At 38.2% G+C, this 17,487-nt stretch carries 16 protein-coding genes and 1 tRNA gene; 12 read left to right on the plus strand and 5 right to left on the minus strand.

The window, feature by feature from the left end:
* Positions 1 to 21 precede the first annotated feature (21 nt).
* Complete coding sequence (locus AC1M9B_RS11120; RefSeq protein WP_481609107.1) at positions 22 to 1,098, plus strand: nitrilase-related carbon-nitrogen hydrolase; 1,077 nt, start codon at positions 22 to 24, stop codon at positions 1,096 to 1,098.
* A gap of 13 nt (positions 1,099 to 1,111) precedes the next feature.
* Here AC1M9B_RS11120 and AC1M9B_RS11125 read toward each other — a convergent pair whose 3' ends face one another.
* From AC1M9B_RS11125 to cysS, 3 genes are all read right to left on the minus strand, one after another.
* Positions 1,112 to 1,804, minus strand: a complete 693-nt coding sequence (locus tag AC1M9B_RS11125; RefSeq protein ID WP_481609108.1) for a cupin domain-containing protein — start codon at positions 1,802 to 1,804, stop codon at positions 1,112 to 1,114.
* Positions 1,805 to 2,032: 228 nt separating this feature from the next.
* Positions 2,033 to 2,108 (minus strand) — tRNA-Gly (locus AC1M9B_RS11130).
* Between the two features lie 64 nt (positions 2,109 to 2,172).
* Positions 2,173 to 3,594, minus strand: a complete 1,422-nt coding sequence (cysS, locus tag AC1M9B_RS11135; protein ID WP_481609109.1) for a cysteine--tRNA ligase — start codon at positions 3,592 to 3,594, stop codon at positions 2,173 to 2,175.
* 195 nt (positions 3,595 to 3,789) lie between these two features.
* Here cysS and AC1M9B_RS11140 point away from each other — a divergent pair, with 195 nt between their 5' ends.
* The 11 genes from AC1M9B_RS11140 (at position 3,790) to AC1M9B_RS11190 (ending at position 15,629) form a co-directional block, all read left to right on the plus strand.
* Positions 3,790 to 4,782, plus strand: coding sequence for a KpsF/GutQ family sugar-phosphate isomerase (locus AC1M9B_RS11140; RefSeq protein WP_481587673.1), 993 nt, complete (start codon positions 3,790 to 3,792; stop codon positions 4,780 to 4,782).
* 3 nt (positions 4,783 to 4,785) lie between these two features.
* Complete coding sequence (locus AC1M9B_RS11145; protein ID WP_481587672.1) at positions 4,786 to 5,325, plus strand: KdsC family phosphatase; 540 nt, start codon at positions 4,786 to 4,788, stop codon at positions 5,323 to 5,325.
* A 39-nt stretch (positions 5,326 to 5,364) separates the two neighbouring features.
* Positions 5,365 to 5,910 (plus strand): LPS export ABC transporter periplasmic protein LptC, encoded by a 546-nt coding sequence (lptC, locus tag AC1M9B_RS11150; RefSeq protein ID WP_481609110.1) that lies wholly within the window; start codon positions 5,365 to 5,367, stop codon positions 5,908 to 5,910.
* A 25-nt stretch (positions 5,911 to 5,935) separates the two neighbouring features.
* Complete coding sequence (lptA, locus tag AC1M9B_RS11155) at positions 5,936 to 6,466, plus strand: lipopolysaccharide transport periplasmic protein LptA (RefSeq protein WP_373683313.1); 531 nt, start codon at positions 5,936 to 5,938, stop codon at positions 6,464 to 6,466.
* Positions 6,466 to 7,212, plus strand: a complete 747-nt coding sequence (gene lptB / locus AC1M9B_RS11160) for an LPS export ABC transporter ATP-binding protein (RefSeq protein WP_481592089.1) — start codon at positions 6,466 to 6,468, stop codon at positions 7,210 to 7,212. The genes lptA and lptB overlap by 1 nt, the downstream gene beginning before the upstream one ends.
* A gap of 1,425 nt (positions 7,213 to 8,637) precedes the next feature.
* On the plus strand, positions 8,638 to 10,044 hold the full coding sequence (locus AC1M9B_RS11165; protein WP_481596411.1) for a TolC family outer membrane protein: 1,407 nt from the start codon (positions 8,638 to 8,640) through the stop codon (positions 10,042 to 10,044).
* Positions 10,041 to 12,176, plus strand: a complete 2,136-nt coding sequence (locus tag AC1M9B_RS11170) for a type I secretion system permease/ATPase (RefSeq protein WP_092767723.1) — start codon at positions 10,041 to 10,043, stop codon at positions 12,174 to 12,176. The genes AC1M9B_RS11165 and AC1M9B_RS11170 overlap by 4 nt, the downstream gene beginning before the upstream one ends.
* A complete protein-coding gene (locus AC1M9B_RS11175; protein WP_035266373.1) occupies positions 12,173 to 13,360 on the plus strand; it encodes an HlyD family type I secretion periplasmic adaptor subunit in 1,188 nt (395 codons plus the stop codon). Before AC1M9B_RS11170 ends, AC1M9B_RS11175 begins: the two co-directional genes overlap by 4 nt.
* Positions 13,361 to 13,469: 109 nt before the next feature.
* Positions 13,470 to 14,072, plus strand: coding sequence for an IMPACT family protein (locus tag AC1M9B_RS11180; RefSeq protein ID WP_481609111.1), 603 nt, complete (start codon positions 13,470 to 13,472; stop codon positions 14,070 to 14,072).
* On the plus strand, positions 14,059 to 14,676 hold the full coding sequence (locus AC1M9B_RS11185) for a DapH/DapD/GlmU-related protein (RefSeq protein WP_092767727.1): 618 nt from the start codon (positions 14,059 to 14,061) through the stop codon (positions 14,674 to 14,676). Before AC1M9B_RS11180 ends, AC1M9B_RS11185 begins: the two co-directional genes overlap by 14 nt.
* A gap of 110 nt (positions 14,677 to 14,786) precedes the next feature.
* The gene (locus tag AC1M9B_RS11190) at positions 14,787 to 15,629 is read left to right on the plus strand and encodes a universal stress protein (protein WP_035266378.1); all 843 of its coding nucleotides are present in this window, start codon (positions 14,787 to 14,789) and stop codon (positions 15,627 to 15,629) included.
* 279 nt (positions 15,630 to 15,908) lie between these two features.
* Here the strand turns inward: AC1M9B_RS11190 and AC1M9B_RS11195 are convergent, their stop codons facing one another.
* On the minus strand, positions 15,909 to 16,574 hold the full coding sequence (locus AC1M9B_RS11195) for an O-methyltransferase (protein WP_035266381.1): 666 nt from the start codon (positions 16,572 to 16,574) through the stop codon (positions 15,909 to 15,911).
* 136 nt (positions 16,575 to 16,710) lie between these two features.
* Positions 16,711 to 17,430, minus strand: coding sequence for a D-Ala-D-Ala carboxypeptidase family metallohydrolase (locus AC1M9B_RS11200; protein ID WP_035266384.1), 720 nt, complete (start codon positions 17,428 to 17,430; stop codon positions 16,711 to 16,713).
* Between the last annotated feature and the right edge of the window lie 57 nt (positions 17,431 to 17,487).

The following is a 17,487-nucleotide window of genomic DNA, read 5'->3' on the forward strand; positions in this document are numbered from 1 at the left end:
ATGGATTTAGAGGAAAACAAAATGATCAAACCTTATGGTGTAGTAGGATTAGTTCCAACAATATGGGGCACAAGTTGTAGAGCAGATATTATGAAAAATATCTCTCATTTAGAGGAACTTACATCCGGTGCATTATGGTTGAGTTCTTTAGATATTCCAGTAAGACTGTTGGTTCTCCCAGAGGGAGCATTACAGGGCTTCAACGATGAAGCACTCGATGTTGATATTCAAGAATTCTTAGATGATGGTGCGATCGATATACCAGGCCCTGAAACAGATCGTTTAGGTAAGTTAGCTAAAAAACATAATGTTTTTATCATGGCGCAAGCCAAAGCTAAAAATGAGGATTGGCCAGGCATTATGTTTAATGTCGGATTTATTATAAATCCTCAAGGCGAAATTATTTTAAAACACCACAAAATGTCTGCTTTATTGCCATGCGAGCGTTCAGCATCACCTCATGATTTGTATGATGAGTGGGTAAAAAAATATGGCGAAGAGCTTCAATCATTTTGGCCAGTAGTTGATACGGAAATTGGTCGATTGGGCATAATGATGGCAATGGAAGGTAATTTTCCAGAAAATGGTCGAGGCCTAGCGATGAATGGTGCTGAAGTCGTCTATCGTGCATCTTTACCAGCTTCATTTACTGAAAATGATGTATTTGAAATCTCCAATCGTGCTCGTGCTTTAGAAAATAATATGTACGTAGTAGCACCTAATATTGGGGGGATGTATCTTGATGAAAATACATTAGCACCGATCGATTGTGGTGGTGGTCTTTCTATGATTGTGGACCATAAAGGTAAAATAGTGGGTAAACAGCATGATACCAATGGATCTACCTATGTGACTGGTGTAGTTGATATAGAGGCACTTCGTTATCATCGTACACACGCTCAGGTGACCAATTGGATGAAAGATATACGTGCAGAATGCGCACAATTAATTTATAAAAATAATATATATCCTAAAAATTTGTATTTGCAGCAAAAACAGGGACATCACGACGAATATAAAGCGGAAGTGATTGATAAGCAAATTCAGAAGCTTATTGATATGGGTGTCTGGAAAAAAAGCGCATATGATGAATCTTAATCAATGCACTAGCTTAAAAACCCAATAATGTATTGGGTTTTTTTGGGTATATATTTTTTAAATGATCTTTTTTTACATAAATCAAAGCGCCAGAAGCACCTGCTTTGAATTCAATACGATGTTGAGTCGGAAACCTCATCCACGAACCAGCTGAATAATTTCGTTCATTCATCACCAATTCACCTTCGATAATGAAAATTTCAATACCGTTATGATGTGTTGATTCTAAAACCTGTTGGCTTTCGAGTTTTTCGAGAAAGGTGTCTTCATACTCAGATTGAAATAGTTGGCAAATCTTTCTGTTGTTAAAATAGGTCCAGTTTCGCTCGTCACGAGTATCAATTCGGGTAGCTAATTTTTCTTCTTCAGACATTTGCATGAGTTTCACCAAGATCAGACATCCATCTAAGCTCGAGACAATATGTTTAGAAAGGTGAGGATTTCGCATATACCATCCAGATGGATAGTGCTGATGATCATCTTCAGTAAAAGTCCCTTTTAACACTAGAACTTCTTCACCGAAGGGGTGTTGATGCTCTGGGAACTGAGAATTTGAAGGGAACTCAACTAGGCTGGTTGCTCTTGCTTGTTCTAAGCCAACACGATCAAACATCATTCGTTTAACTTCGCCTCTTGGGGATTGAATCCATTGATAATCCTCTGGAGTAATTATTACAGGTTGAGAGAAGTCAGCATTTAATCTCATGCTTTTAGCCTAAAAAAGAGCATTAAAGTGATTAATATTATCAAAAAAAGCGTGAATTTAAGATGAAAACCTGTTCAAGTTCGAGAGTGATGGGGTGTGGAGCAACTTTGACTTTGGTCGGCTAGCTTCTCTTTTCTCTTTCGAATAATTTAATCTAGGTCGACTTTATTTGAGAATCTAAGTCAATAAAAAAAAGCCTCAATCTTTCGAATGAAGCTTTTAAAATTTTGGAGCGGGAAACGAGACTCGAACTCGCGACCCCAACCTTGGCAAGGTTGTGCTCTACCAACTGAGCTATTCCCGCAATATGGTGTGAATTATAGTGATTTTGCACACCCTGTCAACACTTCCAAAATTTAATTGATGAATTAATCAGCACGCCGCCATAAAGTTCCTTGACGCGTATCTTCAAGTACAATGCCTTGATCAAGAAGATTTTGGCGAATCTCATCTGCACGTGCAAAGTTTTTCTCTTTCTTGGCATCTTTGCGTTGTTGAATGAGATCTTCAATTTCATCATTACTCAAAGATAAGCTTTCTTGACCAATATCTGATTTTAGGAATTCATCAACATTATGTTGAACAAGACCTAAGATATTGGTCAGATGGCGCAAGGTGGCATAATATATGGCCGCCTGTTCAGCAATTTCGTCTTTTACGGCACGATTTAATTCTTTATTGATTTCAAAAAGTACGGCAATCGCTTCTGATGTGTTGAAATCATCCCGCATTGCTGCATTAAACTTTTCAACGAGTGCTTCATCGTATTGCGAATTAATTTCGGCACCATATATCTGTTGATATGCTTTAAATGAATGATAAAAACGACTTAATGTGTTTTTAGCTTCTTTAAGCGCAGTATCAGAAAAATTCACAGGGCTACGATAGTGTGATGAAACGATAAAGTAACGAATAACTTCAGGATGGAATTTTTCCATGACATCGCGAATCGTGAAAAAATTGCCTAAAGATTTAGACATTTTTTCACCATCGACATTGATAAAGCCTACGTGCATCCAATAGTTTACATATTGTTCGCCAGTTGCAGCTTCACTTTGTGCGATTTCATTTTCGTGATGGGGGAAGGTCAAGTCAGACCCACCACCATGAATATCAAAATGATTACCAAGGCAACATGTAGACATTGCTGAACATTCAATATGCCAACCTGGACGACCATTCCCCCAAGGAGATTTCCAAGAAGGTTCATTTTCTTTTGCATGCTTCCATAGCACAAAATCGAAAGGATGTTTCTTTTCAACTTCAACATCGACTCGTTCGGAAGCACCTGCTTGCATGTCTTCGAGTTTACGACCAGATAGACGCCCGTATTTTTTAAATTTTTCAACTTCGAAGTACACATCACCGTTTGACGCAGGATATGCAGTGCCATTATTGACCAAAATACCAATCATATTTTGCATTTGATCGATATACTCTGTCGCACGAGGTGCTTCATCAGGTGCCAAGCATCCTAAATTAGCAGCATCTTCATTCATTGCCTGAATAAAGCGATCAGTGAGTGCTGTAATGCTTTCACCATTTTCATTTGCACGTGCAATGATTTTGTCATCAATGTCAGTAATATTGCGAATATATTTAACTTTCCAACCTTGGCTACGAAGAAAACGAATAATATAGTCAAATGCAACCATAACCCGAGCATGACCAATATGACAGTAGTCGTAAACTGTCATCCCACAGACATACATATCAATATGTCCTGCTTTGCGTGGTACAAACTCAACTTTTTTTCGTTGCTCTGAGTTATATAGAACAAATGGTTGCATAGGTCTTCAAAAAGCTAAAAAAATGGTGGTTCATCTTAACCTAAGGCTTATCTTTCACAAAGTTTTATGCGTAAAAAATCTATGCAAATGAAATTTATACATTTAAGAAAAAGATACTTGCATGCTTATGTTAATATATGAAGAATAATTTAATGATTGAAATTGTGGCTGAATCCAGCCTCAAGGTGCCCAGATTTGAATTCTGAAAATACTACATATCCAATTGATTTTCAAAAGGTTGCAAAAGAAACCTTAGAGATTGAGCGTCAAGCTTTATCGGTACTATCCAGTCAGATTGATGATCGTTTTTCCCAAGCATGTCAAATTATCCTACAGTGTCAAGGTCGTTTAGTGGTCACTGGTATGGGGAAATCTGGTCATATCGGTCGAAAAATGGCTGCAACATTTGCATCAACAGGAACTCCGTCTTTCTTTATGCATCCAGGTGAAGCTGGTCATGGTGATCTCGGGATGTTAGTGCGTGGAGATGTGCTGATCGCGATTTCAAACTCTGGTAAAAGTGATGAAATCATGATGTTAATGCCACTCATCAAACATTTGGGTGTGCCATTGATAACAATTTCAGGTGATGACCGTGGACCAATGCCACAGAACGCTGATGTTGCGCTTACACTTGGTCATATTCAAGAGGCATGCCCATTAGGTTTGGCACCAACTTCAAGCACGACAGCGACTTTAGCTTTAGGTGATGCTTTGGCTGTTGCTTTACTTGAAGCGCGTGGATTTACTGCAAATGATTTTGCCATGTCACATCCAGCTGGTGCACTCGGTAAGCGATTACTGTTGCATGTTAAACATCTGATGCACGTGGGTGACTCTTTACCAAAAGTTTCACCAGATACACCAATGAATAAAGTTTTATACGAAATATCAAACAAACGTCTCGGATTAACCACAATTGTGGATGAAAATGATGTTCTGTTAGGTATATTTACGGATGGTGACTTGCGACGTCTCATTGATAAGCAACAAGGTTTTGATGTTAATCTTGCTGTATCAAAGGTTATGATTGAAAATCCTCTAACCATTTCACAAGAAGCAAGAGCGGTTGAAGCGCTAGAGCAAATGAATGCTAAAAAAATCAATCAATTTGTAGTAGTCAATGATGCCAAACAAGTGATTGGTGTGATTAGCATGCACGATTTAATTCAAGCTGGGGTAAATTAATTCATGGCATCTTATGTATTGTTAGAACAAGCACGACATATCGAAGCGTTGGTTTTGGATGTGGATGGTATTCTAAGTGATGGTTTTGTAACGTTGACGAACTCAGGTGATGAAATTAAGTCATTTGATATTCGTGATGGACTTGGGATGAAACTTGTTCAGCAAGCTGGAATTAAAGTTGTCATTATTACCGGTCGCCAAAGCAATATTGTGGCAAAGCGTATGAATGATCTAGGTGTAGACTTAGTTTATCAGGGGCGTGAAGACAAAGGGACTGCCTTACAGCAAGCTTGTACGCAACTGGGTTTAAAACCAGAAGATTGCTTGTATATGGGGGATGATTGGCCAGATTTATCAGCTTTTGCGATTGCGGGAATGAAAGTAACAGTGCCAAATGGTCATGTTGAAGTTCGTCGTCGTGCAGACCTTGTAACCCAAGCTTATGGTGGTCGTGGCGCTGTGCGTGAAATTTGTGACATGTTATTGTTGTCAAAAGGGGTTTACCATGAACTTCTTGAAAAATATTTGGCTGTAACGCATTAATATGCAGTTGATATGAACGCTGAATATAGTTGATGATTTATGGATACTAAAGTTTTATACATTACTGCTGTTATTGTCGCTGCTATAAGTGGTGGCTATTATTATTACAGCGGTAAAGGGAAAAAATTAGAGGGTTCATCCGCTCAATCGATGACATATTCAGCAAAGAATATTAATCTTTTGCAAACTGATGAAAAAGGCATGCTTTATGTTAAGGCTAGAGTGGATGAGCTGAACCAAGATATGAAACAGAAAACATCAAGCTTGCAGAATTTAAATGCCAGCATGTTTACTAATAATGTAGAAGACGCTACGTTTTATGCTAAACAAGCACATGGTTTCAATGACAATGAGAAGATTGTGTTATCTGGAGATGTTGTTGCAACCAAGCAAGGAGAAATGGGCAAAATGGTTTTTCGAACCGATGCGCTTACAGGATATCCAAAAACAAGAAAGCTTGAAACATCTGAGCAAGTTACTGTACAAACACCAAATGCAGATTTTGTCAGCCAAGGCTTAGAAGCAGATTTGAATGAAGGTCAGTACGATTTTAAAAATATTCGAGGAAAGTATGCACCAAACTAAACCTTCTTATTTATCAGGTTCAAAAATGCTTAAAGCAATAGCAATGGTGGCACTCAGTTCTATTTCTGTTATGGCATTTGCATTGCCAAGTGATCGTAATCAACCCATCATGCTTTTAGCTGATCGTGCGACCTATAATGACAAAACAGGTATAACGACCTATGTGGGGAATGTTTCTGTTGAACAAGGTACTTTCAAGTTAAATGCAGCCTCTATAGTTGCTAATCTCAATGCCAATCGTCAAATTAGCTCAGTAAATGCGTCAGGTTCCCCTGCAAAATTCCAACAGCAATTAGAGTCTAAACGTGGCATTGCACGTGGTGAAGCCTCTAAAATTGTATATAACGCTGATACAGGCATTATTACTTTGTCGGGTAATGCATACTTGTATCAAGATGGCGCAAGTATTCGTGGGAACACTTTGCGTTACAGTATGAATAAGGGTGATATCGAAGTTGTAGGCGGTGGCAGTAGTGGCACAGGCAGTTCGAAAGGTCGTGTACAAATTATCATTCCACCTTCTGCCTCAAAATCATTCTCTGGAGTACGTGATTAATGAGTGTCAATGAATCACCAATCCAAACATTAAAAATTAAACATCTTGCCAAAGTTTATAGTAAACGCTGGGTGGTGAAAGATGTTTCATTTAGCATGCAGAGTGGTCAAATTGTTGGTTTGCTTGGACCGAACGGGGCGGGAAAAACGACAAGCTTTTACATGGTAGTCGGACTGGTTCGAATGGATAAAGGTGAAATTCACTTAGATAATCTTGATCTTTCGGACCTTGCAATGCATGAGCGTGCTCGTCATGGAATTGGTTATTTGCCACAAGAGGCTTCAATTTTTCGTAAATTGAGTATTTCAGATAATATTATGGCGATTCTTGAAACGCGGAAGGATCTTAATAAGCAACAACGTAAAGAGAGACTTCAAGAGTTATTAGAAGACTTTAAAATTACACATATTAAAGATTCTTTGGGGATGAGTGTGTCAGGGGGGGAACGTCGCCGTGCTGAAATCGCTCGAGCATTAGCCGCCGATCCTAAGTTTATGCTCCTTGATGAGCCTTTTGCTGGGGTAGATCCAATTTCTGTAGGTGATATCAAAGATATCATTCGCAATTTAAAAGAACGTGGTATCGGTGTGCTCATTACAGACCATAACGTTCGCGAAACGCTCGCGATTTGTGAGCATGCTTATATTGTCAGCGAAGGATCTGTCATTGCGGAAGGAACACCAGATCAAGTACTTATGGATGAAACTGTCCGTAAAGTTTATTTAGGTGATGATTTCACAGTTTAAAAAAATAGTGTGATATCTATAAAATAATGTTGTTTTATAGATATTTAGACTGTAAATTAACTCAAACAAATCGTAAGTTTACAATTGACGCAGAAATAATATAAAAATCATTGTAGAATACGATTGATTTTATGTGACGTAGTTCACACTTTTTAATAGAGATTACAAGTGGCTAAACATCAATTAAGTCAGAAGGATATGGGGTATATCACGCTGTTTGCGATCAGTTTATGTACGACACAAGTACATGCTGAAGATGCAATCGCTCCTCTAGCAATTGACGATACCCAACGTGCACTATCAGCAGAATTACAAAAACCAAAAATCAACTTTAGTTTGGAAAAAAAGACTGTTGAAGATATACCTGAACAGCTTGAAAAGCCACGTTTTAAATTATTCCAATCGAAATCCAAAATCTCGAAAGAGCAAGTGAAAGAACAGGTTCTTGTTCCTAAAGTTATTGAACAAGTTCCTGATTTAGACGACATAGTCGAAAATGAAATTGCTCAAGTTAACACTATACCTTTATCTAATTCGCAGTCTCAGAATGAGTCGAAGGAAAAGACTCAAAAGAAATCTTTCTTTGCATTTGTTAAGCGTGAAAAAGCGGCATCTGAACCAAAAATATTGCTGCCAAAGGTAAAGCAGGTTATTGAAGAGGCTTCAGCGCCAAATGTTCTAAAACCTACTATTTCATCTACTGTACAACCCGCTACTAAAGACACTCGTCAGGTTTTAAAACCGCTTAAACCAAAGATCCAAAATCAACTAACAGAATCTTTAATTGACGCGCAACACGCAAAATTACTAGAAAATGAAACATCGGTTTCAGAAGACAAAACAGAAAAACCAAAAAGTAAACTCTTTACATTTATTGGGAATATAGGCAAAGATAAAACTAAGTTGGATGAGGGTCATCACCAAGCTACTGGCAATGTTTCAAATACAAAAGTTTTGACACCGACTTTACAAAAAACGGTGAGTGAAACTTCATTGAAAGTGTCTAGTACACCAAAACCGAAGATTGTTAATGATCAACAAATTAACAGCCAAAACAACTTGCTACAAGCTCCACCTTCAACTGTAGCGAAAGTTGAACATCGTCAAAGTCTTGTATCTAAAGCCAAAGCTTTTTGGCCTTTTAAATCAGGTTCTCATAATAAGTTAGAAACACAGAATGTAATTGAGCGTCCAAACTTGATCGTTCAGCAACCGACTAGTGCTTTGGCTGTAAATAAACCTACAATTGTTTATTCAAAACCAATAGAGCAGAAAGCGAAAATATCTGAACAATCGCAGTCGATTAAGCCAGTTGTAAATATTAAGCCTAAAGCTGATCAAGTCGTCTCTGAACTAAAATACAATACGGTGAATGCTGAACCGCAAGCAAAGAAAAAATTCAGCTTAACTGCATTAAAATCAAATATGGATCAGTTTTTTAAACCTAAAGCTGATGATGACTTTAGACAAGTTAAGTTAAATGAACTGAGTGATTTTAGCTTTGATCCTAAACAGGTCGAACAATTGCCTGTGATCACGACACAAGCTTCGCCAAGTGCTCCAGTATCTATGATGCCACTTGTGAATGGGACGGCTGATAAACAAACGTTAAGCTTATACGATGCGATTAAGATCGCAGTAGCGAGACATCCTGAAGTGACACAAAGTGTTTCTTCACTCGCATCACAAAATGCATTTATTGATGTTGCTAAAGCCGGTTATTACCCACAGTTGAGTGCAGGTGTTTCAACTGGAGATATGACTTCAGGAGAAAGAGGGCGTCAATTATTTAATGTCAATGCGACGCAACTACTTTTTGACTTTGGTAAACAAAAATCACTAGTTAGTACAGAAGAAGCCAAGTTGCAGTTTAGCCAAGCTCAAGTTCTTGTCACAATTGACCAAATTGCTCTTGAAGTGGCTTCTGCCATCGTGAATATTAAGCGATATGAAGAAATTACACGTATTGCACGTGAGCAAATTGCTGGTATATCACGAATCCGAGAAATTGCTAATTTACGTGCAGAGGCAGGTATCAGCAGTCAGGCCGATCCAATCCAAGCGCAATCATATTATGAATCTGCACAATCAAATTTAATTCTGCAAGAAACACAGCTCAATGTATTTAAACAACGTCTTAGAACTTTGATGGGAACAGATATATCAAAATATAACTGGGAGATACCTGAGAGTTTAATTAAGGCTTCAGATATTTATTCAGAGCCAAAGTTTAACGAAATTCCGAAAATGATGGCTGCCAAAGCAGAAGTTGATGTTGCAGAATTGGAAAAAAAACAAACTCAATTGAGTCGTTATCCTACGTTAAATGTTAAAGGTACATTGAGTCAAGCAGTCAACGGACGTAATCCGAATAACAATCAAGACGATGGAACAGATAGTTCTATTATGCTTGAAGCAAATAGTACTTTCTTCCAAGGTGGTGCAATTAGTTCACGCAGTCGTGCGGCATCGTTTGCAGAAGAAGCTGCTAAAGCAAAAGTAAATGCAGTTTATTTAGAAACAATTGATGAAATTCGTCGTGCTCAAGAACAAGTTGAAAATAAACAGCGACAAATGAAAGTATTAATTGATCAACAAGCGACATCAGTCAGAACAAAAGAGTTATATCAAGAACAATATAAACTTGGCACTCGTACAGCTGTTGATCTTTTAAATGCTGAGCAAGCGATTCACCGTTCAAATTCAGATATTGAAACGGCACGTTATGATATTTATGAAAACTTAGTTCAATATATTGCCGCTTCTGGTAAGAGCCGCGATGTATATCAACTTAATAATTTGACCATTCAAGGGGTAGAATTGAAACCATGAATACAAGAATAAATTATCAACCATGGTTACAAGGTGTCCTGACGGTTGCACGTCATTATCGAATTGAAACCTCTGCTGAACGTATTCGCTTAGAACTAAACTGGAATCAGAACCAGTCAGTCGATGACATCTTGGCAATTATGACACGCCAAGTAGGTTTACATGTCCGTAAAGTGGATTTTAGCCCCGATATTTTAAATCCGTGGCGTTTACCGGTATTGGTCGGATTTAAAGATGGGCAAGTTGGCGTCATTGATCGTGCAGATGCACAAGGTAATGCAAGTGTTCAACTGAGCGGTGATGAAGGGTTAGCACAGACATTTTCAGTAGATACATTGTTAGATGTCATCGACTCAGTCTATATTTTAAGACCAGAAACCTCAGTGCCTGATGCGCGTATTGACGAATACATTAAACCATATGAAAAAAACTGGTTTTGGGAAATTGTATTACGCGATTGGAAACGCTATATCGATATTATGTTTGCATCATTGCTTGCAAACGTATTAGCACTCGCGACAATCGTATTCTCGATGAATGTGTATGACCGCGTTATTCCAGCTCAATCTATTCCAACCTTGTGGGTACTGGCAGGTGGTGTATTACTTGCTGCAATCTTTGAATTCGCATTGAAATACTCACGATTAATTCTTTCAGATATGATTGGTAAGCGTGCGGATTTAAGAGTCTCGGATCGGGTCTTTGGTCATGCTTTACGTATTAAAAATAGTGAACGCTCTAAATCCACGGGAACGTTTATTTCACAAATTCGTGAATTAGAAGGTGTGCGTGAGCTTGTAACATCTACAACAATTACCGCCTTTGCTGATTTACCATTCTTCTTCCTGTTTCTTGGTATTTTTTGGCTTATTGGTGGCAATCTTTTCTGGGTAATTTTGGTGGTTGTACCGCTGATGATTATTCCAGGGCTTTTGGCGCAAAAAAAATTAGCGCAATTGGCTAAAGAGGGTATGCGTGAGTCATCAATACGAAATGCGATTCTCGTTGAAGCCGTTCAAGGTATTGAAGATATTAAACTGCTACGTGCAGAGTCTCGCTTTCAAAATCAGTGGAATCACATGAATGATGTTTCAGCTTCTATCAGCATGAAACAACGTAAAATTGTAGGCGTATTGAATCTTTGGACTCAAAAATTACAGGGGTTGACTTTTGCAATTGTGGTGTTGGTGGGTTGTTTTGCGGTAATGGATGGAGAAATGACCACCGGTGCGTTGGTGGCATGTTCGATTCTATCATCACGTATGTTAGCGCCAATTGCACAGGTTACAGGTGTTCTTGGTCGTTATCAGCAAGCTAAAACAGCGAAAGAAAGTCTTGATGAATTAATGAGTAAACAGGTTGACCATCCTGAGCGTTCACAATTGATTCAGCGATCAGTACTCGATGGTCATTATGAATTAAATGGTGTGGTCTTTAAATACGGCGAAGAAGATCCTAAACCAAGTATCGTTATTCCTAAACTTGAAATTAAACCAGGTGAAAAAATAGCGATTCTTGGGCGTAACGGTGCAGGTAAATCGACCATTCTTCAATTACTTTCAGGTATGCAAACTGCAGTTCAAGGTAAGGTTCAATTAGATAATATTGATATTACCTTGTTAGATCCATCGGACGTTCGTCGTGACGTAGGTTTGTTGAATCAAAATGCGCACCTATTCTTTGGTACAGTCAGAGAAAATTTAACGTTAGGTGCACCATTAGCTACCGATGATGATTTATTAAAAGCACTTGCTGTAACAGGTGCACTCAACTTCATTCAAGAAAAGAAAGAAGGACTAGATCATATTATTTTAGAAGGTGGTGTCGGCTTCTCAGGTGGACAGCGTCAGGCACTTTTATTGTCAAGACTCCTCATTTGTCAGCCGAATATTCTGTTGTTAGATGAGCCTACAGCTGCGATTGATGATGTATCTGAAAAACAATTAATTGATCATATGAAGAACTGGCTTGGACATCGCACATTGGTTGTGGCAACCCACCGCCGTGCAGTTTTAGAGTTAGTGGATCGTATTATTGTGGTGAATGATGGTCGTATCGTTATGGATGGCCCACGTGATCAAATTTTAAATAATTCTGGCCAGCAACAAGCAAATTCAGGGGCTAAATCATGAGCGAAGAATTAAAACAACAACGTTCATTAAAAGTGTCTCAGTTAGAGCCACCATTACCGAAGGTCAGTATTACGATTTGGATTATTGGTCTGGGTTTGCTTGCACTCATTATTTGGGCAGCTATTTTCAAACTTGAAGAAGTTTCTAATGGTACAGGTAAAGTGGTTCCAACTTCTAAGGAACAAGTGATTCAATCTTTAGAGGGCGGGATTCTAACCAAACTTGAAGTTAAAGAAGGTGATATTGTTGAAAAAGGGCAAACCCTTGCTCAACTTGATCCGACACGATTTGCTTCAAATGTGGGTGAATCAGAATCGTTACTACTGTCATCGCAAGCAACAGCTGCGCGTTTACGTGCGGAAGTGAATGGTGGTCCACTGGTATTTCCAGAATCAGTTCAAAAAATTCCAAAATTGGTTGCTGAAGAAACTCAGCTTTATCGTTCTAGACGTGCCAATATGGAAGAATCTATTGCTGGCTTAACGCAAGCACTTACGTTAGTTCAGCAAGAATTGAGAATGACAGAACCGCTTGTTGCCAAAGGTGCTGCGAGTGAAGTTGAAGTTTTACGTTTAAAACGTCAAGCAAATGAATTGACCAACCAAATTAACGATATTCGTAACCAGTACTATGTGCAGGCACGCGAAGAGTTATCTAAGGCGAGCACTGATGTCGAAACTCAACAACAAGTGATCAAAGGTAAATCTGATAGTCTGAATCGTACAATCTTTAAAGCACCAGTCCGCGGTGTGGTAAAAGAAATTGATGTGATGACTTTGGGTGGTGTTATTCCTCAGAATGGTAAGTTGATGACCATTGTCCCTTTAGATGAACAACTTTTAATTGAGGCGCGAATTTCACCGCGTGATATTGCATTTATTCATCCTGGACAGGAAGCTTTAGTTAAAATCACTGCTTACGATTATTCAATCTACGGTGGCTTGAAAGGAGAGGTAACAGTTATTTCTCCTGATACGCTACGTGATGAAGTTAAACAAGATCAATTCTATTATCGTGTGTATATTCGTACTGATTCAGACAAGCTTTATAACAAAGCTGGGCAAGCTTTCCCAATCACGCCGGGTATGGTATCAACGGTTGATATTAAGACAGGTCAAAAAACGATTCTTGAATACCTGTTGAAACCATTCAATAAGGCGAAAGAAGCGTTACGCGAACGATAATCTCTATTTTTTCAGTCTGTTTAAAACCCAATCAATGATGTTTTGATTGGGTTTTTTAATATGATTGAATCACGCATAATGTATTTGAGTTCAACCTTTGTAATTTACCATGCCATTTACTCTTGCTCAGACTTATATCTATGAAGAAGATATTAAGAAAAGCCGTTTTCAGGCGATCACCGCACCTGTGGAAAATGAACAGGATGTAAAAGAGTTTTTAAACCAGTATTTTGATGCCTCGACGACCCATCAATGCTGGGCATGGAAAATTGGGCATCAAGTCCGTTTTAATGATGATGGAGAACCTTCAGGAACAGCTGGAAGACCCATACTTGCAACGATTGAAGGGAATGAGCTCACTAATATTATTGTATTGGTAAACCGCTGGTATGGTGGTATCAAACTCGGAACTGGAGGCTTGGTACGAGCATACGGAGGTGTAGCAGGGCAATGCTTATTACAGGTCGAAAAAATTGAACTCATCGAAAAGAAAACTGTAAATTTTAAATGCCAATTTAATGAGTGGTCGATTTTTCAATACGAGCTAAATCAACAAAAAATTGAATATATTGAAGAATATGTTGACTCTGGAGTATTGATTACTGCACGTATGCAAATTCATGAAATTGAGCCGTTTAAACTGAAAATCCAAGATGTGACTCGTGGACGTGAACAATTGAATATAGAGGATGTCGAACGTGACGGAACATGATCCTTTACTCAAGTATCGAGAACAACATAAACATCGTTTGAATTACATGCCTTGGTTATATTGGTCACTCAAGGCAAAGCATCGTGAATGGGCTGAAGCTTGGCAAAAAGATTATCAAGCCTATTTAATGGACATGGAGACTGTTGAAATTGGAGAAAATTGTTTCATTTCCCCTTTAGCCCATATTTTTGCTGAGCGTGGTCGGAAGATCATTATTGGAGATAATACTTTTATTGCCGCGGATTGTACCTTGCATGGTCCTTTAGAAATTGGGTCTGAAGTCGCCGTTAATCATCATTGTATTTTAGATGGTGGACGCGTTGGGATTAAGATTCATGACCAAGTACGGATCGCAGCTTATTGTCATCTTTATGCATTTGACCATGGCATGAGTTTAGATCAACCTATTTACCAGCAAGCAGTACGCTCAAAAGGCATTGAGATTCATCGTGATGTTTGGTTAGGGGCGCATGTGGGCATTAAAGATGGCGTGACCATACATGAACAGGTGATTGTAGGTATGAATAGTATGGTTACTAAGGATATTCAGGCAAGAGAAGTTGTTGCAGGGAATCCAGCTCAATTTATACGAATGCGTGAATAATTCGTAACGCGAAAGATTGGATTAAATTACATAAACCATGTTCATTTGCCCGAAAGCTATGATAGTTTAAAGAAAAGAACAATCAGACATCATGTCAAAGTGAGGCAATCATGAACCGTGTAATTGCGTGTATTGATTCATCCCCATGTATTCATGCCTTAGCTGAAGCAGCAGCCTGGATTGCGGATCGAACTAAACGTGAGTTAGTCCTTTTACAGGTTTTAGATTACTATCCTGCAAGTTATCATCTGGGTGAAATTAGTGGTGTGATTGGATTTGAAAGTAATGCGATGCTCTTAAAAGAACTCGCAGAATTAGAACAAAAACAAAGTGAATTAGCTTTAGATTATAGTAATAATCTTCTTTCACATATTTCAGAAGTGATTGAAGAAAAATATGGTATTACGCCGATAAAAATTCAAGAAAAAGGCGATTTCCTCGAACAGAGTTTCAATGTTTTAAATGAAAATGATATTGCGATTATTGGTCGAGTAGGTGAGCGCTCCGCGGAAAAACACAAAAGCTTAGGGAGTAATGTAGAGAATTTTATTCGTGGTGCTCGTTGTACGGTTTTAACTGTTGGTGAAACCTTTAAGCCACCAACACGTTTTATTTTCGCCTATGAAGATTCTCAGACTTGTAAAGAAATGATGCATCGTGTTGCTAAAAGTGATTTATTAAGAACACTTCAGTGTCATTTGCTTTATGTGGGTGATCATCCCGAAATTCTTGATATCCCAGCTCAGTATTTACGTGAAGCTGGATTGGATGTGGTTGTTGAATACCGTTTTGGAGATGTCGCTGAGAATATTTTAGATTATCAGCAACAACATCAAATTCAATTAATTGTGCTAGGTGCTTATAGTCGCAGTAAAGTAAAACAATTTTTCTTGGGCAGTATTACGACCAATATATTTAGAAATTCAGTCGTTCCATTGTTGGTTGCTAAATGATCAATCAATTTTGATTAATTTTACTTGATAAATATTGGTTCAACTTTACTGGTAGAAGGTGGATAAATTTTTAGAACAGTAGGGTTTTATGGTTTGATTATTTTATAATCTTTTGATTAAAGCTTATGAAAATCAGGTGTTTGCCATAATATTTTATTTTTATCCACAGGAATACAAACAGGAATCGGGGATAACTTTTTCAGGGCTTTAGTGCAAAAAAAAGGAGTATTCAAATTGATGAATACTCCTTTAAGTGATACTAATGACTAGTATTAAGATTTATTTGACAATCGCCAGTGCAAAACCATCATGTCCTTTACTGCCGACGGTTTGTAATGCTGTACTCGACAATAGTCGAGGATGATTCTGCATAAGGCGGTACATTTCACGAATACCTTCGATGCTTGGTTTGACATTTTTTTCATCCAAAATATCACCAGCGCGAATCACATTATCTAAAAAAATAATGGTACCTGAGCGTGAAAATTTAAGTGATAGTTCTAAATACTCTGGGTAACTTTGTTTATCAGCATCAATAAATATAAAGTCAAATGGCTCAAAATTTTCAGGTAAAGATTTGAGAATATCCGCAGCGCGACCAACTTTTAATTCAACCGTTTGCTTTAATTTCGCATTGTCGATATTTTCTTGACCGAGTGCTGCATGTGTATCACGACCCTCGATCGTGAGAATATATCCATCCTCAGGAAGAGCTCTTGCTAGCCACATGGTGCTATAAGCCGCAAAGGTTCCAAGCTCTAACACACGCTTACACTGATTCATTTGAATCAACATTTGTAATAACATGCCTTGGTTAGCAGCAACTGCTAGATGGTCAGGAAAACCCTTATCAGCTGTATTTTGTAGAGTCTGAGTTAAAATTGGATCTTCTGGCATCAGATGAGATTCAATATAAGCATCAATATCTGACCATTGTTGTTGCATAACTGAGTACCTGTAGGGAGTTCAGTGCATTGTAATCGTTTCGAGTGAATGTGCAAATTTCTGATGCTTTGATGCTGAAAAATCAGTCAAAAAAAAAGAGGTCAAAGACCTCTTAATTAAATGTGATCATCTAAAATTAGTAATGGCATAAAGATGTATTTCGAGTCAGATCGGGTCCCCAAGTTCGGTAACCTTGAGTATCAATATGTATTTGACCAGTCGCATACAAACCTAAGCCCATATTTAAGCTTTGACCATAATTTTGCCAAAATTGGCACAATTTAAATTTAGAATTTTCGATGAATGCATAATCTTCAGCCTGAGGAAATTCAGGACCGATTCTGAAATCAATGGCTGAGTTATACAAGTGTCGAGACGAACCTGCGCCACCAGCACACTGATTTAATGGAAGGTCACGATATACAGATGTAACCTCAAAATCAGTTAAAATCCTTGCTGCAACGAGATATTTAAATACTTTCAGTGTTGGTAGCTGATTCGACCATAGCTCACGGTTTGGAACCATATATTCAGATTTACCACATTTCTGCCAAGCACGTGCTGATTTAAAGAGTTCAAAACTTGGGATAATATTGCCAACATTATTACGTTCTAAGTATTGTTCATATTCTCGTGCTTGAGCTTGGTTATTACCTTGCATCAGCCAAACACGATAAGAATTCGGCATGACTTTTGGTCGCGCTGGACGTTCATAGGTTATTTTTTCTTGTGGAATATATATGCGTTGACCATCATTGGTGACGATTGTTCGTCCTTTTTGAGGGGAGGACGTACATCCAATCAATATCAACGATATTGCACTGATTGAGCACAAGCCCTTCAAAATTAATTTCATTATAAATAAATTTTACTAAAGCAAATAAGTTTCTATTTTATGCTAATTGATTATCAA

Source organism: Acinetobacter sp. ANC_7513 (assembly GCF_056779915.1).